Origin of the sequence: Burkholderia cepacia (assembly GCF_001039005.1) — a bacterium.
Classification (GTDB): Bacteria; Pseudomonadota; Gammaproteobacteria; order Burkholderiales; family Burkholderiaceae; genus Burkholderia; species Burkholderia theae.
Genome location: NZ_LDWR01000029.1, coordinates 223266 through 245142, shown reverse-complemented (window position 1 = coordinate 245142; position 21877 = coordinate 223266). Strand labels below are relative to the sequence as shown.

At 66.3% G+C, this 21877-nt stretch carries 18 protein-coding genes; 10 read left to right on the top strand and 8 right to left on the bottom strand.

The genetic code is table 11. The features are described from left to right. Nucleotides 1–96 precede the first annotated feature (96 nt). Nucleotides 97–696: a LysE family translocator gene (locus tag VL15_RS18585; protein WP_080970872.1), complete on the bottom strand. Its 600-nt coding sequence runs from the start codon at nt 694–696 to the stop codon at nt 97–99. A gap of 96 nt (nt 697–792) precedes the next feature. Between VL15_RS18585 and VL15_RS18580 the strand changes: the two genes are divergently transcribed. After that, the gene (locus VL15_RS18580; RefSeq protein ID WP_048247535.1) at nt 793–1668 is read left to right on the top strand and encodes a LysR substrate-binding domain-containing protein; all 876 of its coding nucleotides are present in this window, start codon (nt 793–795) and stop codon (nt 1666–1668) included. A gap of 12 nt (nt 1669–1680) precedes the next feature. Here VL15_RS18580 and VL15_RS18575 read toward each other — a convergent pair whose 3' ends face one another. Then, complete coding sequence (locus VL15_RS18575; RefSeq protein ID WP_048247533.1) at nt 1681–3399, bottom strand: SulP family inorganic anion transporter; 1719 nt, start codon at nt 3397–3399, stop codon at nt 1681–1683. Nucleotides 3400–3890: 491 nt separating this feature from the next. On the opposite strand from VL15_RS18575, the gene VL15_RS18570 reads away from it, so the two are divergent. Next, nucleotides 3891–5132: a mechanosensitive ion channel family protein gene (locus VL15_RS18570; RefSeq protein ID WP_048247532.1), complete on the top strand. Its 1242-nt coding sequence runs from the start codon at nt 3891–3893 to the stop codon at nt 5130–5132. 63 nt (nt 5133–5195) lie between these two features. On the opposite strand, the gene VL15_RS18565 is transcribed toward VL15_RS18570, so the two are convergent. Then, the gene (locus VL15_RS18565) at nt 5196–6617 is read right to left on the bottom strand and encodes a PLP-dependent aminotransferase family protein (protein ID WP_048247530.1); all 1422 of its coding nucleotides are present in this window, start codon (nt 6615–6617) and stop codon (nt 5196–5198) included. 155 nt (nt 6618–6772) lie between these two features. On the opposite strand from VL15_RS18565, the gene VL15_RS18560 reads away from it, so the two are divergent. The 4 genes from VL15_RS18560 (at nt 6773) to VL15_RS18545 (ending at nt 11083) form a co-directional block, all read left to right on the top strand. Further along, nucleotides 6773–9097, top strand: coding sequence for an FdhF/YdeP family oxidoreductase (locus tag VL15_RS18560; RefSeq protein ID WP_048247528.1), 2325 nt, complete (start codon nt 6773–6775; stop codon nt 9095–9097). Nucleotides 9098–9109: 12 nt separating this feature from the next. Beyond that, on the top strand, nt 9110–10030 hold the full coding sequence (locus VL15_RS18555; protein ID WP_048247526.1) for a bestrophin family protein: 921 nt from the start codon (nt 9110–9112) through the stop codon (nt 10028–10030). Nucleotides 10031–10171: 141 nt separating this feature from the next. Next, nucleotides 10172–10501 (top strand): hypothetical protein, encoded by a 330-nt coding sequence (locus tag VL15_RS18550; RefSeq protein WP_048247524.1) that lies wholly within the window; start codon nt 10172–10174, stop codon nt 10499–10501. A 246-nt stretch (nt 10502–10747) separates the two neighbouring features. Next, nucleotides 10748–11083: a sugar ABC transporter ATPase gene (locus VL15_RS18545; RefSeq protein ID WP_048247522.1), complete on the top strand. Its 336-nt coding sequence runs from the start codon at nt 10748–10750 to the stop codon at nt 11081–11083. A gap of 188 nt (nt 11084–11271) precedes the next feature. Here the strand turns inward: VL15_RS18545 and VL15_RS18540 are convergent, their stop codons facing one another. Continuing rightward, complete coding sequence (locus VL15_RS18540; RefSeq protein ID WP_048247520.1) at nt 11272–12405, bottom strand: RNA-guided endonuclease InsQ/TnpB family protein; 1134 nt, start codon at nt 12403–12405, stop codon at nt 11272–11274. Nucleotides 12406–12519: 114 nt separating this feature from the next. Here VL15_RS18540 and VL15_RS18535 point away from each other — a divergent pair, with 114 nt between their 5' ends. The 3 genes from VL15_RS18535 to VL15_RS18525 all read left to right on the top strand — a co-directional run bounded on the left by VL15_RS18535 (nt 12520) and on the right by VL15_RS18525 (nt 16104). Continuing rightward, on the top strand, nt 12520–14109 hold the full coding sequence (locus VL15_RS18535) for an ABC transporter substrate-binding protein (protein WP_048247518.1): 1590 nt from the start codon (nt 12520–12522) through the stop codon (nt 14107–14109). Between the two features lie 171 nt (nt 14110–14280). Then, complete coding sequence (locus VL15_RS18530; RefSeq protein WP_155420254.1) at nt 14281–14823, top strand: class I SAM-dependent methyltransferase; 543 nt, start codon at nt 14281–14283, stop codon at nt 14821–14823. Between the two features lie 27 nt (nt 14824–14850). After that, the gene (locus tag VL15_RS18525; RefSeq protein ID WP_048247515.1) at nt 14851–16104 is read left to right on the top strand and encodes a hypothetical protein; all 1254 of its coding nucleotides are present in this window, start codon (nt 14851–14853) and stop codon (nt 16102–16104) included. Nucleotides 16105–16150: 46 nt separating this feature from the next. Here VL15_RS18525 and VL15_RS18520 read toward each other — a convergent pair whose 3' ends face one another. From VL15_RS18520 to VL15_RS18505, 4 genes are all read right to left on the bottom strand, one after another. Next, nucleotides 16151–17458: an Nramp family divalent metal transporter gene (locus VL15_RS18520; protein ID WP_048247513.1), complete on the bottom strand. Its 1308-nt coding sequence runs from the start codon at nt 17456–17458 to the stop codon at nt 16151–16153. Nucleotides 17459–17548: 90 nt separating this feature from the next. Continuing rightward, nucleotides 17549–18805, bottom strand: a complete 1257-nt coding sequence (locus tag VL15_RS18515) for an oxalate decarboxylase family bicupin (protein ID WP_048247511.1) — start codon at nt 18803–18805, stop codon at nt 17549–17551. Nucleotides 18806–19144: 339 nt separating this feature from the next. After that, complete coding sequence (locus VL15_RS18510; RefSeq protein ID WP_048247510.1) at nt 19145–20479, bottom strand: type II toxin-antitoxin system HipA family toxin; 1335 nt, start codon at nt 20477–20479, stop codon at nt 19145–19147. 3 nt (nt 20480–20482) lie between these two features. Continuing rightward, on the bottom strand, nt 20483–20731 hold the full coding sequence (locus VL15_RS18505; protein ID WP_048247508.1) for a helix-turn-helix domain-containing protein: 249 nt from the start codon (nt 20729–20731) through the stop codon (nt 20483–20485). Between the two features lie 255 nt (nt 20732–20986). Here VL15_RS18505 and sapR point away from each other — a divergent pair, with 255 nt between their 5' ends. Next, nucleotides 20987–21862, top strand: a complete 876-nt coding sequence (gene sapR, locus VL15_RS18500; protein WP_048247506.1) for a sap1 transcriptional regulator SapR — start codon at nt 20987–20989, stop codon at nt 21860–21862. Nucleotides 21863–21877: the final 15 nt, after the last annotated feature.

The following is a 21877-nucleotide window of genomic DNA, read 5'->3' as shown; positions in this document are numbered from 1 at the left end:
TCGTGCCGATGTGGCTGCGGTAGCGACGCTGCGCGCGCCGCGCGGCGCAGTGTCCAGGTTCAGCGCGAACCGCTGCGTGCGGCGCGCGCAGCGTCGCTACCGCAGCCACATCGGCACGATCGACACCACCAGTAGCACGCCGAGCCCGGCATTCAGGCAACGCCACTGCCGCTCGGTGCGCAACACGCGCGCGAGCAGCAGCCCGGCGAAACACCAAAGCGACAGCGATGCCATCGCGGCCACGCCGAACGCCAGCCCGAGCAACAGGCCGAGCCGCGCCGGGCCGGACGCGAGCGCGGCGAACGACGCGGCCGCGCCGAGCGTCATCGCCCAGCCCTTCGGGTTGTGCCAGAGCATCCAGACGCCGCTGACAAACCCTTGCGGCCGGTGCACGGCGGCGTCGAGCCGGGGCTTGCCGCCGCGCCCGATGCGCACGGCCAGCCACCCGAGATACACCGAACCGGCCGCCTTCATCGCGAGCTGCAACGCGGGCAGCGCAAGCAGCACGCCGCCGAGCCCGGCCGCGGCGGCCGCCGCCATCGACGCCAGGCCGGCCGCGATGCCAGCCATCAACGGCAGCGAACGCCGATAGCCGAAATGAGCGCCCGACGCGGTTGCGAGCGTCGTGGCGCCGCCCGGCGTCACGGTGGACACGATCACGAACAGCATCAGCGGCAGGTAGTCGCGAAGCGGCACGGAGGCTCCCGTTTGTCGTCGTCGAAGCTCCGTTTTTACCCGCGATCCTCACATCACGACAGCGAAAGCTTTTTATGCCTGCCATTAGCATTCATAATGCGACGCATGGCACGCAATCTCGACATCGCGCTGCTGCGCGCATTCGTCACGGTCGCCGATCATCGCAGCATGACGGCGGCCAGCCATGCGCTGCATCTGACGCAAGGCGCGATCAGCCAGCAGGTCGCGCGGCTCGAAACGCTGTCCGGCCCGCTGTTCGTCCGCGAGCATCGCAACCTGCTGCTCACGGCGGCCGGCGAGCGTCTGCTCGAGCAGGCGCGCCGGCTGCTCGCCGTGCACGATGCGCTGCTGACCGACCTGACGGCCGGCGCGGTCGAAGGCACCGTTCGTCTCGGCGCACCGCAGGATCTCGTCGGCACCTGTCTCGCGCCGATCCTGAAAGCGTATGCGCAGGCGCATCCGCAGGTCGCGCTCACGCTCGTGTGCGCGGCGTCGCCGGAACTGCGCCGGGGGCTCGCGCAAGGCGATCTCGATGTCGCACTGATCGAGGCGCCGGTCGGGTCGTCGCGCGGCGAGTGCATCGCCGTCGACCGTCTGGTCTGGGTCGGCGCGAAAGGCGGCACCGCGCACCGGAACACGCCGCTGCCCGTGTCGATGGTCGCGCAGACCTGCGCGTTCCGCCCGACGGTGCTCGACGCGCTGCGCGACTGCGATCGCGCATGGCGCACCCTGTTCGAGAACGGCAGCATCGACGCGACGGCCGCGACCGTGCGTGCCGATCTCGCGGTGACCGTCTGGCTCGCATCCACCGTGCCGGCCGACCTCGACATCCTGCCGGCCGGCAGCGGCCTGCCCGCGCTGCCGAACTTCGCGATCAACCTCCATCTGCCGCGCGGCCAGCGCACGCCGGCCGCGACGGAACTGGCCCGCCACCTGCGCAACGGCTTCGCGCGCTTGCGCGTGGCCGCCTAGGGCCGGCTCGCGTTACACGGTGCCCGGCTCCTGCGGCGCCGGCGTCGTGCCCGCCGCCTCCAGCGCCTGATGCAGCGTCGGGAAAATGCACGACGCGCCGACGATCTCCGTGATCCGGTGACGGTCCATGTCCGCGCGCAGGTAGCGGTTCACGCGGCCGAACAACACGCCGATCCCGCGCGCGTGCAGCGTCTTGACGAGATCGGTCAAGGTCCGCGCGGCGGAATAATCGAGGTCGGTAATCGCGCCCGCATCGACGATGAACCAGCGCGGCGGCACCGGTGCCGCATCGACGAGCTCGGTCACTTCGCCCGCGAACAGATGGTCGTTCGCGAAGAACAGGTCGGAGCCGAACCGGTAGACGATCAGCCCCGGCGCCGTCATCGAGCCGGGCCGCGCGGGCACCGGCAGCCACCGTCCGTTGCCCGCGACGGGTTCGAGCACCATCGTGTGCGGCTGGTAGCTGTGCCGCACGTGCCGCATCAGCGACAGCGCGATCGCCAGCAGGATGCCGTGCTCGACGCCGACCGTCACGACGGCCGCGGCCGTCACCAGCGCGAGCGTGAATTCGCCGGGGCTTTCCTTGCGGATCGCCGCGAGGCTGCGCACGTTGATCAGCCCGAGTGCGATCGTGAACACGATGCCGGCCAGCACCGCGTGCGGCAGATACTGCAAATACGTGCTGAGGAACAGCAGCACGATAACCACGACGGCGGCGAACGCAAGGTGCCCGATCTGGCTGCGCACGCCCGCGCCATCGGCCATCGCCGTCTGCGTCGGGCTGCCGTTGACGACGAACGCGCCGCCGACCGCCGCGGCCGCATTCGCAGCCGCGAGGCCGAGGATGTCGGCATTGGTGTCGACGTCCTCGCCGTACTGCTGCGCGAACACGCGCGCGGCGGCCGCGCTCTGCGCGATGATCATCACGAAGCACGACGCGGCAACCGGCACGAGATCGAGAAACTGCTGCCACGTGACGGACGGCCAGCACAGCGGCGGCAGCCCGCCCGCGACGGGCCCGAGCAGCGCGATGCCGTGCGCGGCGAAACCGAACGCGTAGCTCGCGGAGATGCTGCCCGCGACCGCGATCATCGGCATCGGCACGCGCGGCAGGAACCGCTTGCACGCGAGAATCGCGACGACGACGGCGGCCGCGAGCGCGAATGTCGGCCCGTTCGCGTGGACCAGATGCGTGACGACATAGTCGAGCTGCGCAAGGCTGCGCGACGCCGGGTACGGCACGGCTAAGCCGAACATGTCGCCGAGCATCGCGATCGACACCTGCACGCCGACGCCGGCAAGAAAACCGACCAGCACAGTGCGCGACAGGAAATCGGCGAGAAAGCCGAGCTTGAAGATCCGCGCGAGCAGCAGCATCGCGGCGGTCAGCAGCGCGACCATGCCGGCCAGCGCCGCGTATTCGGCGCTGCCGGCCGGCGCCATCGACGAAAGCCGGCTCGCGAAGATCGTCGCGGTCGCGGAATCGGCAGCGACCACGAGATGGCGCGACGCACCGAAGCACGCGAACGCGACGAGCGGCAGGAACACCGTATAGAGGCCCGTGACGGCCGGCATGCCGGCGATGCGCGCGTAGCCGAGCACTTGCGGGATATCCATCGACGCGAGCGAAATGCCCGCGAAGATGTCGCGGATGGCCGCCGCGCGGCGGATCGGGAGGATGCCTTTCAGCAGCCGCACGCCTGACGGACGGCTTTCGTTGGAATCTTGCATGCGTGAAATGCGTGGATACGAAGTGACGTGGTTCGCGAAGTCGTTCGCGCATCGTGCCCCGAGCAGGCATCGCATGGCAAGTGCGCGAACACGTTGCGTGTCGCTCACCGTCGCCGGATTGGGCGCAAGCAACCGCGAGCGACACACCGGTAACGCTTGCGATGCCGGCATGATGGCATGAATCGCAGGCCGGGCGCCTTCACCCGCGAAGGCCCGCCGTAGCGGCTTCGAGCCGATCGCGGGACTCAATAAAATGCATCCGGCGACAGGCGTACGCATCGGCTTGCGGTGATGCCGGTTCGCCATTCGCCATCACCGGAATACAGAGGAGACCTGCACAATGGTGAGGATATTCAGGAGCCGCGCGACGCACATTCACGGCACACGTCCGGAACCCGATGGCACAATCACGGTCCCTTTCATGTGCCCTTCGCCGGGCACGCGCCGCATCGCGGCGCCGATTCAACGCACCAGCAGGCCCCGTTTGCCCCATGACCCTGAATGAAGCTTCGTTTGCGCCGCTCGTCGGCATCCTCGTCCTGCTCGCCGCCGCCGGCGCGATCACCGCGGCCGTCCATTTCCTGCTGTTTCGCGTGGTGGCGCGGCTCGCACGGCTGTCCGCCACGCGCGTCGACGACGCGCTGTTCGAGTTCGGCGCGTTCAAGTGGCTGAACCGCATCGTCCCGTTCGTCGTGATCAAGCTCGGGCTCGGCGCGGTGCCCGGCATTCCGGACCGCGCCGCGCAGGCCGCCGACAAGGTGCTGTTCGCGCTGATCGTGTTCCTCGTGACGATGACCATCAGCGCAACGCTGTCCGCGCTCGAACACACGCACCGCACGCATCAGCGCGATCAGCCGCGCCTGTCGCTGAAAGGCGCGATGCAGCTCGTCAAGCTCGTGATGTTCATCACGGCCGCGCTCGTCGTGATCGGCGACGCGACCGGCAAGCAGATCGGCCTGCTGCTGTCCGGCATCGGCGCGATGTCCGCGGTGCTGATGCTGATCTTCAAGGACACGCTGCTCGGCCTCGTCGCGGGCGTGCAGTTGTCGTCGAACGACATGCTGCGGATCGGCGACTGGATCACGATGCCGTCGGCCGGCGCGGACGGCACGGTCATCGACATCACGCTGAATACGGTCAAGGTCGCGAACTTCGACCACACGATCATCACGGTGCCGACCTGGAAACTGATCACCGAGAGCTACCAGAACTGGCGCGGGATGACCGAAGCGGGCGGCCGGCGCATCAAGCGCGCGCTGTTCGTCGACGCGACGAGCGTACGCTTTCTCGCCGACGACGAGATCGAACGGCTCGAGCGCCTGACGCTGCTGAAGGACTATCTCGAGGACAAGGTCGACGCGATCGAGCAGTGGAACGGCACGCTCGGCGCGGCCGGCGACTGCCCGGCGAACCGCCGCCAGCTGACGAATCTCGGCACGTTCCGCGCGTATGTCGTGAACTACCTGAAGGGCCATCCGCGCATCCGCCGCGACATGACCTGTATGGCACGCCAGTTGCCGCTCACGGCCGAAGGCATTCCGCTCGAACTGTACTGCTTCACCGATACGACGTCGTGGGTCGACTACGAAACCATCCAGGCCGACCTGTTCGACCACCTGATCGCGGTGCTGCCGGAGTTCGGCCTGCGCGTGTACCAGCATCCGTCGGGCTTCGACATGCGGCAGATGGCCGGCGCCGCGCAAGCCGGGCAACACGCGCCGCACGCGGGCTGATACACGACACGGCGGCCGGTTGCCGGTCGCCGCCCGCGACCGAGCACCGCGGCACCGCGGCGCTCAGCGCGCCGCGCACTCCGACGCGAGCCGCCCCAGCACCTTCAGCGCGTCCTCGATCTGCCGCGACCACGGGTAGCTGTAGTTGAGCCGGATGAAATGCCGGTAATCGGTGCCCGCCGAGAACATGTGCCCGGGCCCGACCGTGATCCGCTGCGCGAGCGCAAGCGCATACAGCTTCATCGCATCGACCTGCGGCGGCAGCTCGACCCACAACACATACCCGCCCTGCGGCTGCGACAGCCGCGTGCCTTCCGGGAAGAACCGCCGCACCATCGCGCTCATCAGGCTCGCCTGCTGCGCGTACTGCTTGCGCATGCGCCGCAGGTGGAAATCGTAGCCGTCGAATTTCAGGTACTCGGCGATCGCGAGTTGCTCGATCGCGGGCGTCGCGAGCGTGTTCAGGAATTTCAGCTTCTCGACCTGGTCGCGGTAGCGGCCCGGCATCGCCCAGCCGATCCGGTAGCGCGGCGACAGGCTTTTCGTGAACGACGCGCAATGCAGCACGAGCCCGTCGCGGTCGAACGACTTCAGCGCGCTCGGCGTCGTGTCGCCGAAGTGCAGCTCGTGATAGACGTCGCTCTCGATCGCCGGCACGCTGTGCTTCGCGAGCAACTCGACGAGCGCGCGCTTGCGTGCGTCGGGCATCTGGAAGCCGAGCGGATTCTGGAAATTCGGCATCACCATGCACGCGGCGATGCGCTCGCGCTCGAGGATCCGTTCGAGCGCGTCGAGATCGATGCCGTCGCCCGGGTGCGTCGCGACTTCCAGCGCGCGCATGCCCATCCGCTCGATCGCGTGCAGCATCGCGTAGAACGTCGGCGACTCGACGGCGATCGTGTCGCCCGGCTTCGCGACGGCCTGCAGGCACAGGTTGATCGCCTCGGTCGCACCGATCGTCATCACGATCTCGCCCGGCTCGACCGCGATCCCGCGCTCCGCATAGCGCCGCGCGATCTGGCGGATCAGTTCCTGGTTACCGGGCGGCAGATCGTCGATCACGCCCCAGCGCGTGCGGCGGCGCCCGATCGTCTGCGCATAGCGCGCGAGGCGCTGCACCGGAAACTGCGACGCATCGGGATACGGCGAGCCGAGCGGCACCGCGTCGTCGCGCGCGATCGAGCGCAGCGTCGACAGCACGAGCCGGCTCACGTCCACGGCCGACGGTTCGGCGGCCGGCGCGGACGTGTGCAGCTCGGCCTCGGCCGGCGCCGACGCGCGTGCCCGCACGAAATAACCCGACTGCGGCCGGCTTTCGATCAGGCCGCGGCTTTCCAGCACGAGGTACGCGCGCAGCACGGTCGTGACGCTCAGTTGCTGTTGCCGGCTCGCCTGCCGCACCGACGGGATCCGCTCGCCGGGCCGGTACACGCCACGCTCGATCTGCGCCTGGAGATCGTCGGCCAGTTGTTCGTAACGCTTCACGCGCCTTCCTTTCAATTTCCATTCAACAACACAGTTGCGATCCGCACTGTCTGAATGGCCGAAACTGTACTCTTTTTTGAAGTGAACAGGTGTACACACAGCCCGGCGGGCGCCCCGCGTACTCTGCAGCCATCGACTCTGACACCCGCTGCATCATGAAAAAGAAATCCGCCACCGCGCGCATCGAACCGTACACCCACCCGGCAGCCGGCTGGGGCGCGCTGAAAGCCGTCACGATCAACCTGATCAAGGAAAAGGTCGCGGGCGGCAACTACCGCACGCTGCTGCGCCAGAACCAGCCGGACGGCTTCGACTGCCCCGGCTGCGCGTGGCCCGACCGCCAGCACGCATCGACGTTCGAATTCTGCGAAAACGGCGTGAAGGCCGTGGCCGCCGAAGCGACCAGCAAGCGCGTGACGCCCGAATTCTTCGCCGCGCACACGGTCACCGAATTGCTCGAACAGTCGGACTTCGAACTCGAACAGCACGGCCGGCTCACCGACCCGATGGTGTACGACGCGCAGACCGACCGCTACGTGCCGATCGCGTGGGACGACGCGTTCGAGCTGATCGCACGCCACCTGCATGCACTGCCCGACCCGAACCAGGCCGCGTTCTACACGTCCGGGCGCGCGAGCAACGAAGCGGCATTCCTGTACCAGCTGCTCGTGCGGCTGTACGGCACGAACAACTTCCCCGATTGCTCGAACATGTGCCACGAGGCGACCAGCCGCGGGCTGCCGGCCTCGGTCGGCGTCGGCAAGGGCACCGTCACGCTCGACGATTTCGAGCACGCGGACACGCTGCTGATCTTCGGCCAGAACCCGGCGACCAACCATCCGCGGATGATGGGCGAGCTGCGCGAATGCGCGAAGCGCGGCGCAACGATCGTGTCGATCAACCCGCTGAAGGAGCGCGGCCTCGAACGTTTCGCCGATCCGCAAAGCCCGCTCGAGATGCTGACGATGTCGGGCACCAGGATTGCATCGACGTTCATCCAGCCGACGATCGGCGGCGATTTCGCGCTGATCAAGGGGATGGCGAAGCGCGTGCTCGAACTCGACGACGCCGCGCGCGCCGCCGGTGCGCCGCGCGTGCTCGACACCGCGTTCATCGGCGAGCACACGGCCGGCTTCGACGCGTTCGCCGACGACCTGCGCAACGAAAGCTGGTCCGCGCTGACGGCCGAAAGCGGCGTGCCGTACGAGCAGATCGACGGCCTCGCGCAGCTCTATGCGCGCAGCGAGCGCGTGATCGCGACGTGGGGCATGGGCATCACGCAGCACAAGCATTCGGTCGCCACCGTGCAGATGCTGTCGAACCTGATGCTGATGCGCGGCAACATCGGCCGACCCGGCGCGGGCCTGTGCCCGGTGCGCGGGCACTCGAACGTGCAGGGCAACCGCACGGTCGGCATCGAGGAAAAACCGAGCCAGGCGTTCCTCGACCGGCTCGGCCACGTGTTCGATTTCGAACCGCCGCGCCACCACGGCTACGACGTTGTCGAAACGATCGAGGGGATGCTCGAAGGCCATGTGAAGGTGCTGATCGGCCTCGGCGGCAACTTCGCGATGGCGACGCCCGACACGCCGCGCACGTGGGATGGCATGCGCCGCTGTGATCTTTCCGTGCATATCACGACGAAACTGAACCGCAGCCACCTGATCCACGGCCGCGACGCGCTGATCCTGCCGACGCTTGGCCGCACCGAGATCGACCTCCAGGACAACATCGCGCAAGGCGTGACGGTCGAGGATTCGATGAGCATGGTCCACGTGTCGTACGGGATGAACAAGCCGGCGTCGCCGAACCTGATGTCGGAGCCCGCGATCGTCGCGCACATGGGCCACGCGTTGTTCGGCAGCGGCAAGATCGACTGGCTCGCGTACAAGGACGACTACGCGAAGATCCGCGACGCGATCGAGGCGACGCTCGACGGCTTCTACGACTACAACACGCGCATCGCGCGGCCGGGCGGCTTCCACCTGCGCGTCGCATCGCGCGACCGCGAATGGCTCACGCCGACGGCCAAGGCGAACTTCATCGCGCACGCGCTGCCGACCGACACGCCGATCCAGCGCGCCCGCGCGCTGCACGGCGAGCGCCTGATGACGCTGATGACGACGCGCTCGCACGACCAGTACAACACGACCGTCTACGGGCTCGACGACCGCTATCGCGGCGTGTTCGGCCAGCGCCGCGTGGTGTTCGCCAACCGTGACGATCTCGCGATGCTCGGCCTGCAGGCCGGCGACTGGGTCGACATGGAAACCGTGTGGCACGACGGCATCGAGCGGCGCGCGGACGGCTTCCTGCTGGTCGAGTACGACATCCCGCGCGGCTGCATCGGCGCGTACTACCCGGAAACCAACCCGCTCGTGCCGCTCGACAGCGTCGGCGACGTGTGCAACACGCCGACGTCGAAGTCGGTGCCCGTGCTGCTGCATCGCGCGGTCGCGCCGGTATCGATCGCCGCCTGACGGAGCACGACGATGATCGTTCGTCCGCGCGAGCACTGGCTGCGGATGCTGCTGGTCTGGAACGGCTCGGTGCTGCCGACCATCCTGCCGCAGCTCGTGCTGACGCTCGCGATCAGCCTCGTCGCGGTGTGGGGCGGCGGCCGCGTGCTCGGCGAGAAGGTGCCGCTGAACCCGACGCCGTTCACGCTGATCGGGCTCACGCTGGCCATCTTCGCGGGGTTTCGCAACAACGCGAGCTACGACCGCTACCGCGAGGCGCGGCAACTCTGGGGCGGCGTGCTGACCGCCACGCGCACCCTCGTGTCGCAGGCGCTCTGCTACGACGCGATCGACCGCGACGACGCCGCACGGCGCACGTTCGTGCGAACGGTCGTCGCGTTCGTCTATGCGCTGAAGCATCAACTGCGCGGCACCGATCCGGCCGGCGACCTGCGCGGGCTGCTCGACGACGATACGTACGCGCGCATCGCCGCGTCCCGGTTCCGCCCGGTCGCGATCGTGCACGGGTTGCGCGAAGCATTCGCCGCGCGCGCCGATGCGGGCCGCCTCGCCGACACACGGCTATGGATGCTCGACGCGCGCCTCGACGAGCTCGTCGCGATGGTGAGCGGCTGCGAGCGCATCGCGTCGACGCCGATCCCGTTCTCGTACGACGTGCTGCTGCACCGGACCATCTATGCGTACTGCGTGCTGCTGCCGTTCGGCCTCGTCGACTCGATCGGCGCGGCGACGCCATTCGTCACCGTGTTCGTCGCGTATACGCTGATCGCGCTCGACGCGATCGCACATGCGATCGCCGAACCGTTCGGCGACGGGCCGAACCATCTCGCGCTCGATGCGATCACGCGGCAGATCGAGCGCTCGCTGCTCGAACTGAACCGCGAGCCGCTGCCGGCGGAAGTGACGCCCGGGCCGTCCTACCGGCTCAGCTGACCCGTCGCCGCCCGCGCCGCAAACAGCAGACGTAATAAAGACTTGCAATCGATACAGGCGGAAACGTCAACAGCCGGGGCCCGCTCCGCGTTTTTTCGTCAAGCGCCCACGATCCGGACGCACAACGACAGGAGAAACACCATGCGAGCCCTTACCCGCCAACTTGCGATTGCCGCCACCCTGATGTCGGTGCTGACCGGCACCGCGTTTGCCGACACGCAGTGGCAGCAGGCGCATCCGCGCCGCGAAGAGGTCAACCAGCGCCTCGCGAACCAGAATCGCCGCATCCATCACGAAGTGAAGGAGGGCGAGATGTCGCACGCACAGGCCGCGCGCCTGCACCGTGACGACCATAAGATCCGCCAGGAAGAGCGGGACATGGCTGCGCAGGATCACAGCCACATCACCAAGAGCGAACAGCGCGTGCTGAACCAGCAAGAGAATTCGGTCAGCCACAAGATCGGCCAGTAAGCGACCACAACAAGCGCCCAAGCGCCCTCACCTGAAACGCCCGCTGCCGTGGTCTGGCAGCGGGTGCTTGTTGTATCGATTCGTTTCAGCGTGACATTCGTGTCAAATGCCGCGGGTATACTCCGTCGTCAACCGCCCGCCGTGTCGACCGTCAAAACGGCCCGATTCCGGGCGGTTTCGTCGCGAAGCTTCGCGTTTCGCCTCCCCCGCGCCCCAGCCTCGATACGAGACACTCGACGACCGACCATGAAACGATTCCTGCTGCTCCTTCCCGCCGCCCTGCTCGCCGCCTGCGGCTCCGCTCCCTCGTCCGACTCGGCCTCATCATCCGGCGCAGCGCCGATGATCTACGTGTCGTCGCAACGCCCGGCGTACGCGATCGCCAACTGCCTCGACAGCCGTCTGTCAGGAACCGAGCAGTCGCAGCACAACGGCGTGACCGACATCTCGATCGGATCGAATTCGTACTTCGTCACGCTCACGCCGTCGGGCAACGGTTCGGTCGTCAAGGTCGTGCGCGGTTCGGGCAGCGAGCCGCCCGAAGAAGCGATGCGCTTCGCGATCGCGCGCTGCGTGATCTGACGCCTTCCGGCGCCGGGCGCCCGCCCCGGCCGCTCCTGCGCGCCACCGCGCGCACGCCGAATATTTTCATCCGGGTCGCCGTCGATGAGAGAATCGCACCCACGATTCCCTTTCGATGGAGCCCGCTTGACTGCTCTCCATCCGAAGGAGGGAGATTCCCACTTCACCGAATGCAACCCGACATCGCCTCAACGAGACATGGGATTTGCGCTTTCTCCATGGGCTGACACCGCCAGTCCGGCGGCCAAAACGTTGCGCGCAGCGTTGACGTCGCGGTCATGGCTTGCGCTACATCCCGGGCAAACCCACGCACGCACCTTCAATGGCAGCTTGGCTACGGTATGCCCGCAGCCTGAGCATTGCTTGCTGGACGGATACCAGCGGTCGATACTGATTAATACGCGGCCGTACCACGCGGCCTTGTACGTCAACTGCCGCGCGAATTCCCACCAACCTGCATCGCTGATCGATTTCGCGAGTCTTCGATTCTTCAGCATGTGGCTCACGGCAAGGCTCTCGACGGCGATCACTTGGTTTTCGTTGATCAACCGGGTCGAAAGCTTGTGCAGGAAGTCCCTGCGGCAATCTGCTATCCGAGCATGCATGCGTGCGACTTTGAGTCTCGCCTTCTTGCGATTGGCGGAACCGGGTTGCTTTCTTGCCAGTCGCCGTTGCAGCGTAGCGAGCTTGGCTTCGTTCTTGCGAAACGTGTTCGGCGCAGCGATCTTCTCGCCCGTCGAAAGAACGACAAAATCTGTCAATCCGAAGTCGATTCCGACCTTGCTTGTCGATTCCGATTTTGCCGATGCCACGTCGTCGCAAAGCATCGATACGTGGTATCGACCGGCAGTGTCTCTCGACACCGTGACGGTCGTCACCTTCGCTCCTTTCGGAATCGTGCGTGACCAGCGGATCGCGAGCGGCGTATCCATCTTCGCAAGCTTCAGCGAAGTCCCGTCCCACCTGAAGGCGCTCGCCGTATACTCGACCGATTGCGCGCCGTCCTTGCGCCGGAAGTTTGGGTATTTCGCACGCTTGGCGAAGAAGTTTGTGAACGCCGTCTGCAAATGGCGTAACGCCTGCTGGAGCGGAACCGAACTGACGTCGTTCAGCCACGCATGCTCGGGGGTTTTCTTCAGCGCGGTGAGCGCGGCGGAGGTTTCGTGATAGCCGACACGTGCCTGGCGCTGCTGCCACGCATCGGCGCGCATTCGCAGCATGTGGTTATACGCAAAGCGCGCGCATCCGAACGTCCGGGCTAGAATCGCTTCTTGCTCGGGCACTGGGTAAAACCGAAATCGATAGGCGCGCTTGATGTCCATGCCTCACACCATGTCATAGGCTCGCGTCTGCCTCAAGCCTTGAAGGCCTAGCCATTCGGCTGCCCCCTTTTCACTCCCCGTCGTGAAGAACGGGGTTACTCGGAGAAAACCCGCATGAAGCACCTGCTGTCCCGGCTGTTCGTCAGCGCCGCGCTCGTCGCGCTTGTTCCGGCGCTGCCGGCGCAGGCTGCCACGCCGCCCGGCATCTTCGTCGTCGCCACGCAGCTCGGCGAATTCACGACCCTCGACCCGAGCGGGATCTACGAACTGGTGCCGTCCGAGTACGTCGCGAATACCTACGAACGCCTGGTGCGCGTCGACCTGAGGGACCCGACGCGCTTCGACGGACAGATCGCGCAATCGTGGACGGTCAGTGCCGACGGCCTGACCTACACGTTCAAGCTGCGCCCCGGTCTCACGTTCCATTCCGGCAACCCGGTGACCGCCGACGACGTCGCATGGTCGCTGCAGCGCACCATCCTGCTCGACAAGGGGCCGGCCGGCGTGCTCGCCGATCTCGGCCTCACGAAGACGAACGTGATGCAGAAGGTGCGCGTGATCGACCCGCAGACCGTCGTGCTCGAAACCGACCGCAAGTACGCGCCGAGCTTCGTGCTCAACGTGCTGAGCGCGTGCCCGGCGTCGGTCTTCGACAAGAAACTGCTGCTGTCGCACCAGCAGGGCAACGATTTCGGCAGCGGCTGGCTCCGGACCAACGATGCGGGCTCGGGCCCGTACCAGCTCGTCAAGTGGACGCCGAACGAGAACATCGTGCTGCAGCGTTTCGACAAGTACCGCTCACCGTACCCGATGAAACGCATCGTGCTGCGCCACGTGCCCGAAGCGTCCGCGCAACGGCTGCTGCTGGAGAACGGCGACGTCGACGCCGCGCGCAACCTGAGCCCCGACAGCCTCGCCGCGCTGACGAAGGCCGGCAAGATCAAGGTCGCGTCGTGGCCGGTGTCCGCGCTGCTGTACCTGAGCCTGAACACGAAGAACCCGAACCTCGCGAAACCCGAGGTGCAGCAGGCAATGAAATGGCTCGTCGACTACGACGGCATTCAGCGCAACATCGTCAGCACGACCTACAAGGTGCATGAAACCTTCCTGCCCGAAGGCTTCCTCGGCACGCTGAACGCGCGGCCGTACAAGCAGGACGTCGCGAAGGCGAAGGCGCTGCTCGCGAAGGCCGGCTTGCCGAACGGCTTCGACGTGACGATGGACATGCCGAACGATTATCCGTACATCGAGATCGCGCAGGCGCTGCAGGCGAACTTCGCGCAGGGCGGCATCCGCGTGAAGCTGATCCCCGGCGATGCGAAACAGGCGATCGGCAAGTACCGCGCGCGCCAGCACGACATCTTCGTCGGCGAATGGTCGCCCGACTACATGGACCCGAACAGCAACGCGCGCGGCTTCGCATGGAATCCGGACAACTCGGACCAGTCACCGACCAAGATGCTCGCGTGGCGCAACAGCTGGGACATTCCGCAATTGACGAAGGACACCGAGGCCGCGCTCGTCGAGCCGTCGCCCGCGAAGCGCGCCCAGCGCTACGAGGCGCTGCAGAAGGCCGTGCTCGCGAACTCGCCGTTCATCATCATGTTCGAGAAGGTCGTGCAGGTCGCGACGCGCCCCGGCACGACCGGGCCGGAAATCGGGCCGATCAACGACCTCGTGTCATACCGGACGCTCGCGAAATAATGGCGGCCTCCCGCGCGGCCTGCCATGCCGGTGCGCGGGTAATCGCCATGGGCCGCCGCGCCTGCGCTAGGCCGTGCGGCAGCGGCGATCTACAATAACCGACGCCACGGGAGGCCGGCCGCGTCCGGCGACCGCTGCAACCCTCGAATTCGCTTCGCCAAGGAAAACAGGATGCGCACGCTACAACAACTGCGGATGGAGTTCCTGCAGTACAAGATCGAGCCGATCGGCTGGCTCGGCGACAGCCCTTCCCGCTTCGACTTCTATACGGAGACGGCCGTCGGATGCGACAGCATCCTCGAGCTCGGCGTGTTTACCGGGCTGACCACGACGGCCTTCATGCTCGCGCAACCGAAGCGCCTCGTGTCGGTCGACATCTCAGACGAATACTTCCACATCCGGCCCGAATTGGAGCAGGCGGCGAAAGACCTGTCGATCGACTTCGAATTCAGGATCGCCGACGATCTCGCGATGGAGCCGCTGGCATCCGACCTGTTGTTCATCGACACCACGCATACGTACGAGCAGACGCTCGCCGAACTGAACCGGTTCGGCCCGCTGGCACGCAAGAAGATCGTGCTGCACGACATGACCACGGCCGGCGTTTACCAGGCCGTGTTCCAGTGGCTGTGGGACAACAAGCAGTTTCATATTACGTATCACGACAGCCGCGGTTGCGGCGCGATCGTCTGCGAGCGCCACGTCGGCTACTGAGCCGGGCGCGCGCAACGGGGAGAGAACATGCATCCGAGCGAGCACGCGGTCTGCGTGGCGATCAACGACAACAACCGCGCATGGTACGAAATGCTCGTGCCGTTCCTGCTGTCGCTGCGGCACACCGGCTACGACGGGCGTATCGCGGTAATCGGCTACGGGCTGTCGGAACGCAAGCGGCACATCCTGGCGAGCCAGTCGGTCGACGTGATCGAAGCGTCGAGCGCGTATGCGCTGCCGGTTGGCCGCTTCATCGAGGCCGCCGACTATTGCGCGCGCAACCCGCAGATCCGCAAGCTCGCGCTGTACGACGCCGACATCTGGTTCTGCTCCCCCGAGTTCGACCTGTTCTCGCAGATCGGCGACGACCGGATCCACGTGTGCCCCGACCCGCTGTTCTGCACGTTCGTCGTGACGCCGCTGATCGGCGAACGGCGCGACCATCATTGGCGGCTCGTCGTCGACGAGGTCAAGGCGCGCCACGGCGGCGCGTTGCAGGCCGGGCTCGTCGCGGGAACGGCCGACGCCTGGGCGCGCTATGCGGACCACCTGCGCGACTGCATCGCCCGCGTCGGCACCGACTTCCAGGAATGCTTCGGGATCGACACGACGTTCCTGCATCTGTGGAGCGCGCAAGGCGAAACGGCGCTGCTCGATCCGGTCCAGAACTTCGTCAGCAAGAACGGCATTCACGAATCGTTCGACGAACGCGACGGCAGCACGACGCTCCGCCATCGCGGCGAGCCGATCCGCGCGCTGCACATGACCGGCGATATCCGCTTCTTCGACCGGTGGCGCTACTACGCGAACCACGTCGACGCGGCGCTGCGCGACGGCGCGCCGTTCGCATTGTCGGACGGCACGCCGTCGCCGTCCGATGAAATCGCCGCGCGCATCGCGGCGACGGACTACGTGCGATCGGCCGGGCTGACCGTTGCGTCCGCGGCGATCGAGGGAAGCGCGGGCGCCTATCTGCAGGCGATCGACGAACCGGGCGGCACGATGCTCGTCGGCAGCGGAAACCACGAAGTCGTGTTCACCGCGACACGCGACATCGCGCGACTCAACGTGTACGCCACGCACCCGTCCGGTTCGCCGTCGCCGCTGCGGACCGAAGTGCTGGTCGACGGGCAGGCTCAGCGCAAGGGCACCGAACTGATGGCGCATTTCTGGTATCAGGTCGTGGCCGGCGCCGTCATTACGCTGCGTTCGACGAGCCTCGGCGGCCAGCAGTGCAATGCGATCTGGCGGCTGCGCGAAGCGCCGGACATGCAGCAGTAGGCAGCGGCCCGTTCGCCGCGGCGCAACGGGCCACCTCACGCTCCGTTCAATTGAACGCCGCCCACACCAGGTACGCATTCAGCCCGACGATCACGATCGTCGCCGCGCCGGCGACGATCCGCAGCGGCATCCGCATCGCGTAAGCGCCCATCACGTCCGCGCGCGCCGACAGCATCAGCAGCGCGATCATCGGCATCGGCAGCACGAAGCTCAGCACGACCTGGCTCGCCACCATCGCGCGCGTGACGTCGCAGCCGAGCGCCACCACCGCGAACGCGGGTGCGATCGTCACCGCGCGCCGCGCCCATACCGACATGCGGCGGCGGATGAAACCCTGCATCACGACCTGCCCGGCCATCGTGCCGACCACCGAACTCGACACGCCCGACGTCAGCAGCGCGACGAGAAACAGCGCGCCGGCCGCCGGCCCGAGCACCGGGATCAGCGTGTGATACGCGTCGCCGATGTCGGTCATGCCCGGCGCGCTCCGGTGAAACGCCGACGACGCCATCATCACCATCGCGAGATTCACGAACCCGGCCAGCCCGAGCGCGACGACGACCTCGCGGTTCGAGAAGCGCACGAGCCGCCGCCGCTCCGAGTCGTCGCGCGGCGCGGTGCGATCCTGCGTCAGGCCCGAATGCAGGTACAGCGTGTGCGGCATGATCGTCGCGCCGATGATCCCGACCGAAATCGTCAGCGCCGCGCGATCGGGAATCTGCGGGACGACCAGATGAAACGCGGCCGCGTGCCAGTCCTGCGGCGCGATCAGCAGCTCGCCGAGATAACACGCGCCGATCACGCCGACCAGCGCCGCGATCGCGGCTTCCAGCGGCCGGAAGCCGCGCTTTTCGAGCGCGAGGATCGCGCAGGTCGCGAGCGCCGTCGCGATCATCCCCGCGAACAGCGACAGGTGGCACAACAGTCCGAATGCGAGCGCACCGCCGAGAAATTCGGCGAGATCGGTCGCCATCGCGGCGATCTCGGATGCAACCCACATGCTCCACACGATCGGCGCGGGGAAATGGTCGCGGCACAGCTCCGCGAGATTGCGGCCGGTCACGATGCCGAGCTTCGCCGACATCGCCTGGAACAGCATCGCGATCGCGTTCGCGGCCAGCACGACCCACAGCAGCCGGTAGCCGTATGCGGCGCCGGCCTGGATGTTGGTCGCGAAGTTGCCGGGATCCATATAGCCGATCGACGCGATCACGGCCGGGCCGACGAACGGCAGCAGCGCGGCGAGACCGGTGCGGCGCCCTTCCAGCGCGGCGCGCGCCGCGCCGTCGGTGCGCTCGGGGGACAGGCCGGGCAGCGCGAAGCCGCCGGCGGATTTGCTCGTGACGGGAATCATGGTGGAGTTCCGTTCGGATAAGGAAGGCTTGCCCGGAAGCGGGCGCCGCGGCCGGCCTGCCGCTTGCCGGCCACGGCAGCGGCGGCGGCGTTAAAGCGGCACGACGTCGGGACGATTGCGCGGAAACTGCGCGATCACGTCCGGCGCGACGTTCAGGTGCGCTTCGACGAGCTTCGGCGGCGTGTGTGCGAGCCAGTCCGACAGCGACACTTCGGCGTAACGGTCGGTCTTGAAGATCTCGAGGAACACCAGGTCGGTCTTGCCGGTGTTCTGCACGTAGTGTCCGAGGCTCTTCTTCACGTAGCCGACGTCGCCCGCGCGGAAGTCGGCCGTCTGCGCCTTCGGCCCCGTATCGAACACGGTCATCCGCGCCTCGCCCTGCAGGTAGTACTGCCATTCGTCCGCGTTCGGGTGCCAGTGCAGTTCGCGCATGCCGCCCGGATGCACGGTGACGAGCGCCGCCGCGACGGTCGTCGACACGCTGAAGTTGGTGCTGTCCGCGATCCGCACTTCGCCGCCGCGGGTCTTCCTGACCGGCTTCATGTCGCCGAGCGAGAAGATGAACGGATGCGGCGGCGCACCGGCCGACGACACCGACGCGCGCTGCGCTTCCGCGAGCGGGCCAGGTTCGTCGCCCTGGAAGATCCACAGGTTGTCGAGCGGAACGTTTTTGAACGCATCGGCCGGCACGCCGAAGTTGAGCGCGAGCACGTCGGGCGGCGTATGCGCGACCCAGTCGGTCAGCAGCAGCGTGTTGAATTCCGATGCACGGCCGTTATCGAACGCAAGCAGGAATTCGGCGCCGTCGGTGCCGAGGCCCTGCAGCGAATGCGGCAGACCCGGCGGGAAATACCAGAGATCGCCGGTTTTCACGTCCTGCACCGACGGCCGCCCCAGTTCGTCGAGCACCGTGATCCGGCAGCGGCCGTCGAGCATGATCGCCCACTCGGCCTGCTGGTGCCAGTGCATCTCGCGAATGCCGCCGCGCGTCAGGCGCATATTCACGCCGGAAATGGTTTCTGAAATCGCAAAATCGTCCTGCGTGACTTCGCGCGCCCATCCGCCATTCTGAATTCGCTTATGGGCATTATTGAACGATGCCCAGAATAACGGCATCCCGTTGATATCGGTGGCCGGCGGATCCTGAAACGACGGAAATTGATTCGCGATTGCCGGGTTTTTCGGGCCAGGGTCGGTCAGGCTCTGGCGGTTGCGCGCATTCACCGCACCTTCCGGCGGGCTGTCCGGATTGCCGAACGAGGCTGCCTTGGCCGATACGGCAATACCCGCGGCGGCAATGGCGCCGGCCGTCCCCGCCAGCATCTTGCGTCGAGAAAGATTCGTCATGATTTCCTCTTCATTCTTGCGATTGAGCGAATTTCCATTACGGAACAATTGCCGCTTTTCGGATTATCGAAAATCGAACATCCCGTGACGCAAGTTAAATCCAAATCGACACAAAACTTAAATGAATTATTAACCTGAATTAATGATTTAATCTTATCGGCTTTAATTTTGTAATTATTGCGGTGCGGTGGCATGCCGGGCGGCGGCAAGAGGAGATGGGTATGCGCAACGCACGATCGCGATTTCGCGCAATCGATCTGGATAACTGATTATATGGATGAAGACAGGCGGATGCCGATACGTCGAACGTCAGCTAACCAGGCCGGGGCGAGACGCGATTCACTCCCGCGGAATGTCGGCGAGCCGCTGTGCGGCGAACCGCAATCCGCCCAGAATCCGCTCCGCGACCCTCGCCGGAAACCCGGGAGACAGCGCAGCGCCGACCGACTCGATCACGCGCGGCGTCATGTCGATCAGACGTTCGACGATCGGCGTCGCGATATCGCCGAGCAGACAGGTTTCGGCCATCGCGGTGAAGTGCCGTCGCGTGATGTCGCGCATCGCATAGTGCTTGCGCTTGCCGTGCACGGCCATTGCGAGCTTCGCCTTGTGCCACGACCACTGGTTCGCGCCATCGCCTTCGACCGGCCAGATCGACATCACATCGTAGAGCGGTGTGAGGCGGAAGCGGCCTGCCGGCAGCAGACGCAGGCTGAAGTTCTTCGCATGCCCGTCCGGTGCGGCGAGCATCCAGAACACGATCAGCGCGGCGAACAGTGTGTCGAGATCCTCCCGCGCCGTCTCCGAACGGCGCAGGAGGCCAGCCAGGTCAGGCACGCCGGGGCCGCCCTGCGACTCGTACTTCAGGTGAGGCGGCACGCCGAGCGCCTGGCAGAAGTCCTCCTGCGGCAGGCGCAACAGCCACCGGCCGTCACGATGCAACGCACGATCGAATCGCTCGACCGACAGGACCTTGTGCGCGCCGAAACGCACGATCTCCGCATTCGCCGCCGGCAGCCCGAATGCTCGCAGGACCGCGAGACACAACCATTCGTTCTCGACAGAGGCCGTGAGATCGGCCCGCTTGTTGCCGACCAGCCCGAGCGGCAACTTGAGAATGTGCGTCGTCGGCGTCGCGCCATGCGGACGCATCCATCGTCCGTCGTGAAACAGCAGCGCGGTCTTTTCCTGTGCACCGGCCAGCGACAATCGGAAGTCGTCGTCGTCCTCGGCTCCCGTTGCCACACCGCTCGCCTGATCGAGCACGCGTGCGACGTCCTCGTCCGACAGCGGCGTGCCGTCGATACGATCCAGGCCGGTTGGCGCGTCGTCTTCGGCGAGCAATTGCACCGCCCCGACGCAGTCACGGCCGAGCGCAGCGAGCAGATCGAATGGCTCGATCGTCGCCGTGCCGAACCGGGCGGCCAGCCGGCGCCGAATGGCGTCGCTGTCCGGCAGCAGGTTATCGAAGTAATGATTGACGCGTTCGCCGCGCAACGGCGCATCGCCGACACCAAACGGCAGCGACAGCGACAACGGGCGACCGACGGCCGACTGCTTCCACTCGCGGGCGTACAGCAGTTCCATGTCGCCGCGCGCGGGAATCCGCCATGTGCCGACCCGCTGGCCATTCGTCCAGATCGACAACGCGCGAGTGTGCGATTTGCGTCCCATCGCTTACCACTCGACGTTGGCTGCGTCGCGCCCGTCCTTCGTGCGGATGCTGAGTTCGAGACCGTACAGCGCGGTCAGTTCGAGCAACTGGCTGAGCGACAGGCTTTCGGTGCGCGCGGTTTCGAGCGACGACAGACGCGACTGGCCCACGCCGATTCGCGCCGCCGCTTCGGCTTGCGTCAGGCCCTTGGCCTGACGCGCGGAAGACAGGATTTCGCCCAGTTGCGCGGGCGTATTGACGATGAAATTCACGGCGCGGATTCCTGTAGGCAATCAACGCAGTATATTCCTGACAGACATAAACGCAAATTATTCCTGTCAGGAATAAACGAAAAATATGTCTATCAGTAATAATTCCCACGCTTGCACGCCATCACTCGACCATTGAACGCGCTTTTGACCCTATCACTTTTCCTCACACCATAGTTTTTATCCGCTGGCGCGAATGATTTTGGCTTCGTTAGATGGATGACATTCGATCATCAGACGACAACGATCTAACATCCGATGACCTGCGCGTTCGCCCGTACCGTCGAATCCCGCTTTGCCGAGCTGACGCCGACCGCGAAGCGCATCGCGAGCTACATGCTCGCGAACCTCGACCGGCTCGGGCTCGAAACGGCCGACCAGATCGCGCGGCAGGCCGGCACCAGCGGCATCTCGGTCGGGCGCTTCCTGCGCAGCGTCGGCTATCGCAATCTCGACGACCTGAAACGCGAGCTGCGCGGCGGCGGCGATCGCCCATGGATGATCACCGACCGGCTCGACGAATACCGCCGCGTCGCCGGCACGCAACCGGCCGACGGCAACGGCGGCGACGGCGCGCTCGCGTCGTCGCTCGAACGCGAACTCGATGCGATCCGTCACGTGTACCGGCTCGCCGAAGGCCCCGTGTTCGCGCAGGTCGCCGACCGCATCGCCCATGCCGACGCCGTGTTCATCCTCGGCATCCAGTCGACGCGCGGGATCAGCACCGCGTTCAGCAGCTATCTCGAATACCTGCGCCCGCGGGTGTTCTATTCCGACGGCCAATCGGGCTCGTATGTCGATTCGCTGAACTCCGAATTCGAGCGGCCGTACTGCATCGTCACCGACACGCGCGCATATTCGCGCAGCGCGCGCCGCTATTGCCAGGCGGCCGCCGAGCGCGGGCAGCCGTTCGCGCTGGTCACCGATCTGTCGTGCCCGTGGGCGCGAGAATGGCCGGCCGACCTGCTGCAGGTGAAGACCGACGTCGGCCAGTTCTGGGATTCGCTCGCGCCGCTCACCTGCCTGTTCAACCTGCTGATCACGGCCGTCGTCGACCGCCTCGGCCCCGCGATCGACCGGCGCGTCGCGCGCAACCGCGAACTGCAACACACGTTCGACCAATTCGAATCCTGAGCGAGCCTGAATGAA

What these genes read in the sequence shown, in the direction of transcription:
- VL15_RS18525 (WP_048247515.1), top strand. Translation starts at nt 14,851, where the DNA reads ATGCATCCGAGCGAGCACGCGGTCTGCGTGGCGATCAACGACAACAAC.
- VL15_RS18560 (WP_048247528.1), top strand. Translation starts at nt 6,773, where the DNA reads ATGAAAAAGAAATCCGCCACCGCGCGCATCGAACCGTACACCCACCCG.
- VL15_RS18535 (WP_048247518.1), top strand. Translation starts at nt 12,520, where the DNA reads ATGAAGCACCTGCTGTCCCGGCTGTTCGTCAGCGCCGCGCTCGTCGCG.
- VL15_RS18540 (WP_048247520.1), bottom strand. Translation starts at nt 12,405, where the DNA reads ATGGACATCAAGCGCGCCTATCGATTTCGGTTTTACCCAGTGCCCGAG.
- VL15_RS18530 (WP_155420254.1), top strand. Translation starts at nt 14,281, where the DNA reads ATGCGCACGCTACAACAACTGCGGATGGAGTTCCTGCAGTACAAGATC.
- VL15_RS18570 (WP_048247532.1), top strand. Translation starts at nt 3,891, where the DNA reads ATGACCCTGAATGAAGCTTCGTTTGCGCCGCTCGTCGGCATCCTCGTC.
- VL15_RS18550 (WP_048247524.1), top strand. Translation starts at nt 10,172, where the DNA reads ATGCGAGCCCTTACCCGCCAACTTGCGATTGCCGCCACCCTGATGTCG.
- VL15_RS18515 (WP_048247511.1), bottom strand. Translation starts at nt 18,805, where the DNA reads ATGACGAATCTTTCTCGACGCAAGATGCTGGCGGGGACGGCCGGCGCC.
- VL15_RS18545 (WP_048247522.1), top strand. Translation starts at nt 10,748, where the DNA reads ATGAAACGATTCCTGCTGCTCCTTCCCGCCGCCCTGCTCGCCGCCTGC.
- VL15_RS18555 (WP_048247526.1), top strand. Translation starts at nt 9,110, where the DNA reads ATGATCGTTCGTCCGCGCGAGCACTGGCTGCGGATGCTGCTGGTCTGG.
- VL15_RS18575 (WP_048247533.1), bottom strand. Translation starts at nt 3,399, where the DNA reads ATGCAAGATTCCAACGAAAGCCGTCCGTCAGGCGTGCGGCTGCTGAAA.
- VL15_RS18520 (WP_048247513.1), bottom strand. Translation starts at nt 17,458, where the DNA reads ATGATTCCCGTCACGAGCAAATCCGCCGGCGGCTTCGCGCTGCCCGGC.
- VL15_RS18580 (WP_048247535.1), top strand. Translation starts at nt 793, where the DNA reads ATGCGACGCATGGCACGCAATCTCGACATCGCGCTGCTGCGCGCATTC.
- sapR (WP_048247506.1), top strand. Translation starts at nt 20,987, where the DNA reads ATGACCTGCGCGTTCGCCCGTACCGTCGAATCCCGCTTTGCCGAGCTG.
- VL15_RS18510 (WP_048247510.1), bottom strand. Translation starts at nt 20,479, where the DNA reads ATGGGACGCAAATCGCACACTCGCGCGTTGTCGATCTGGACGAATGGC.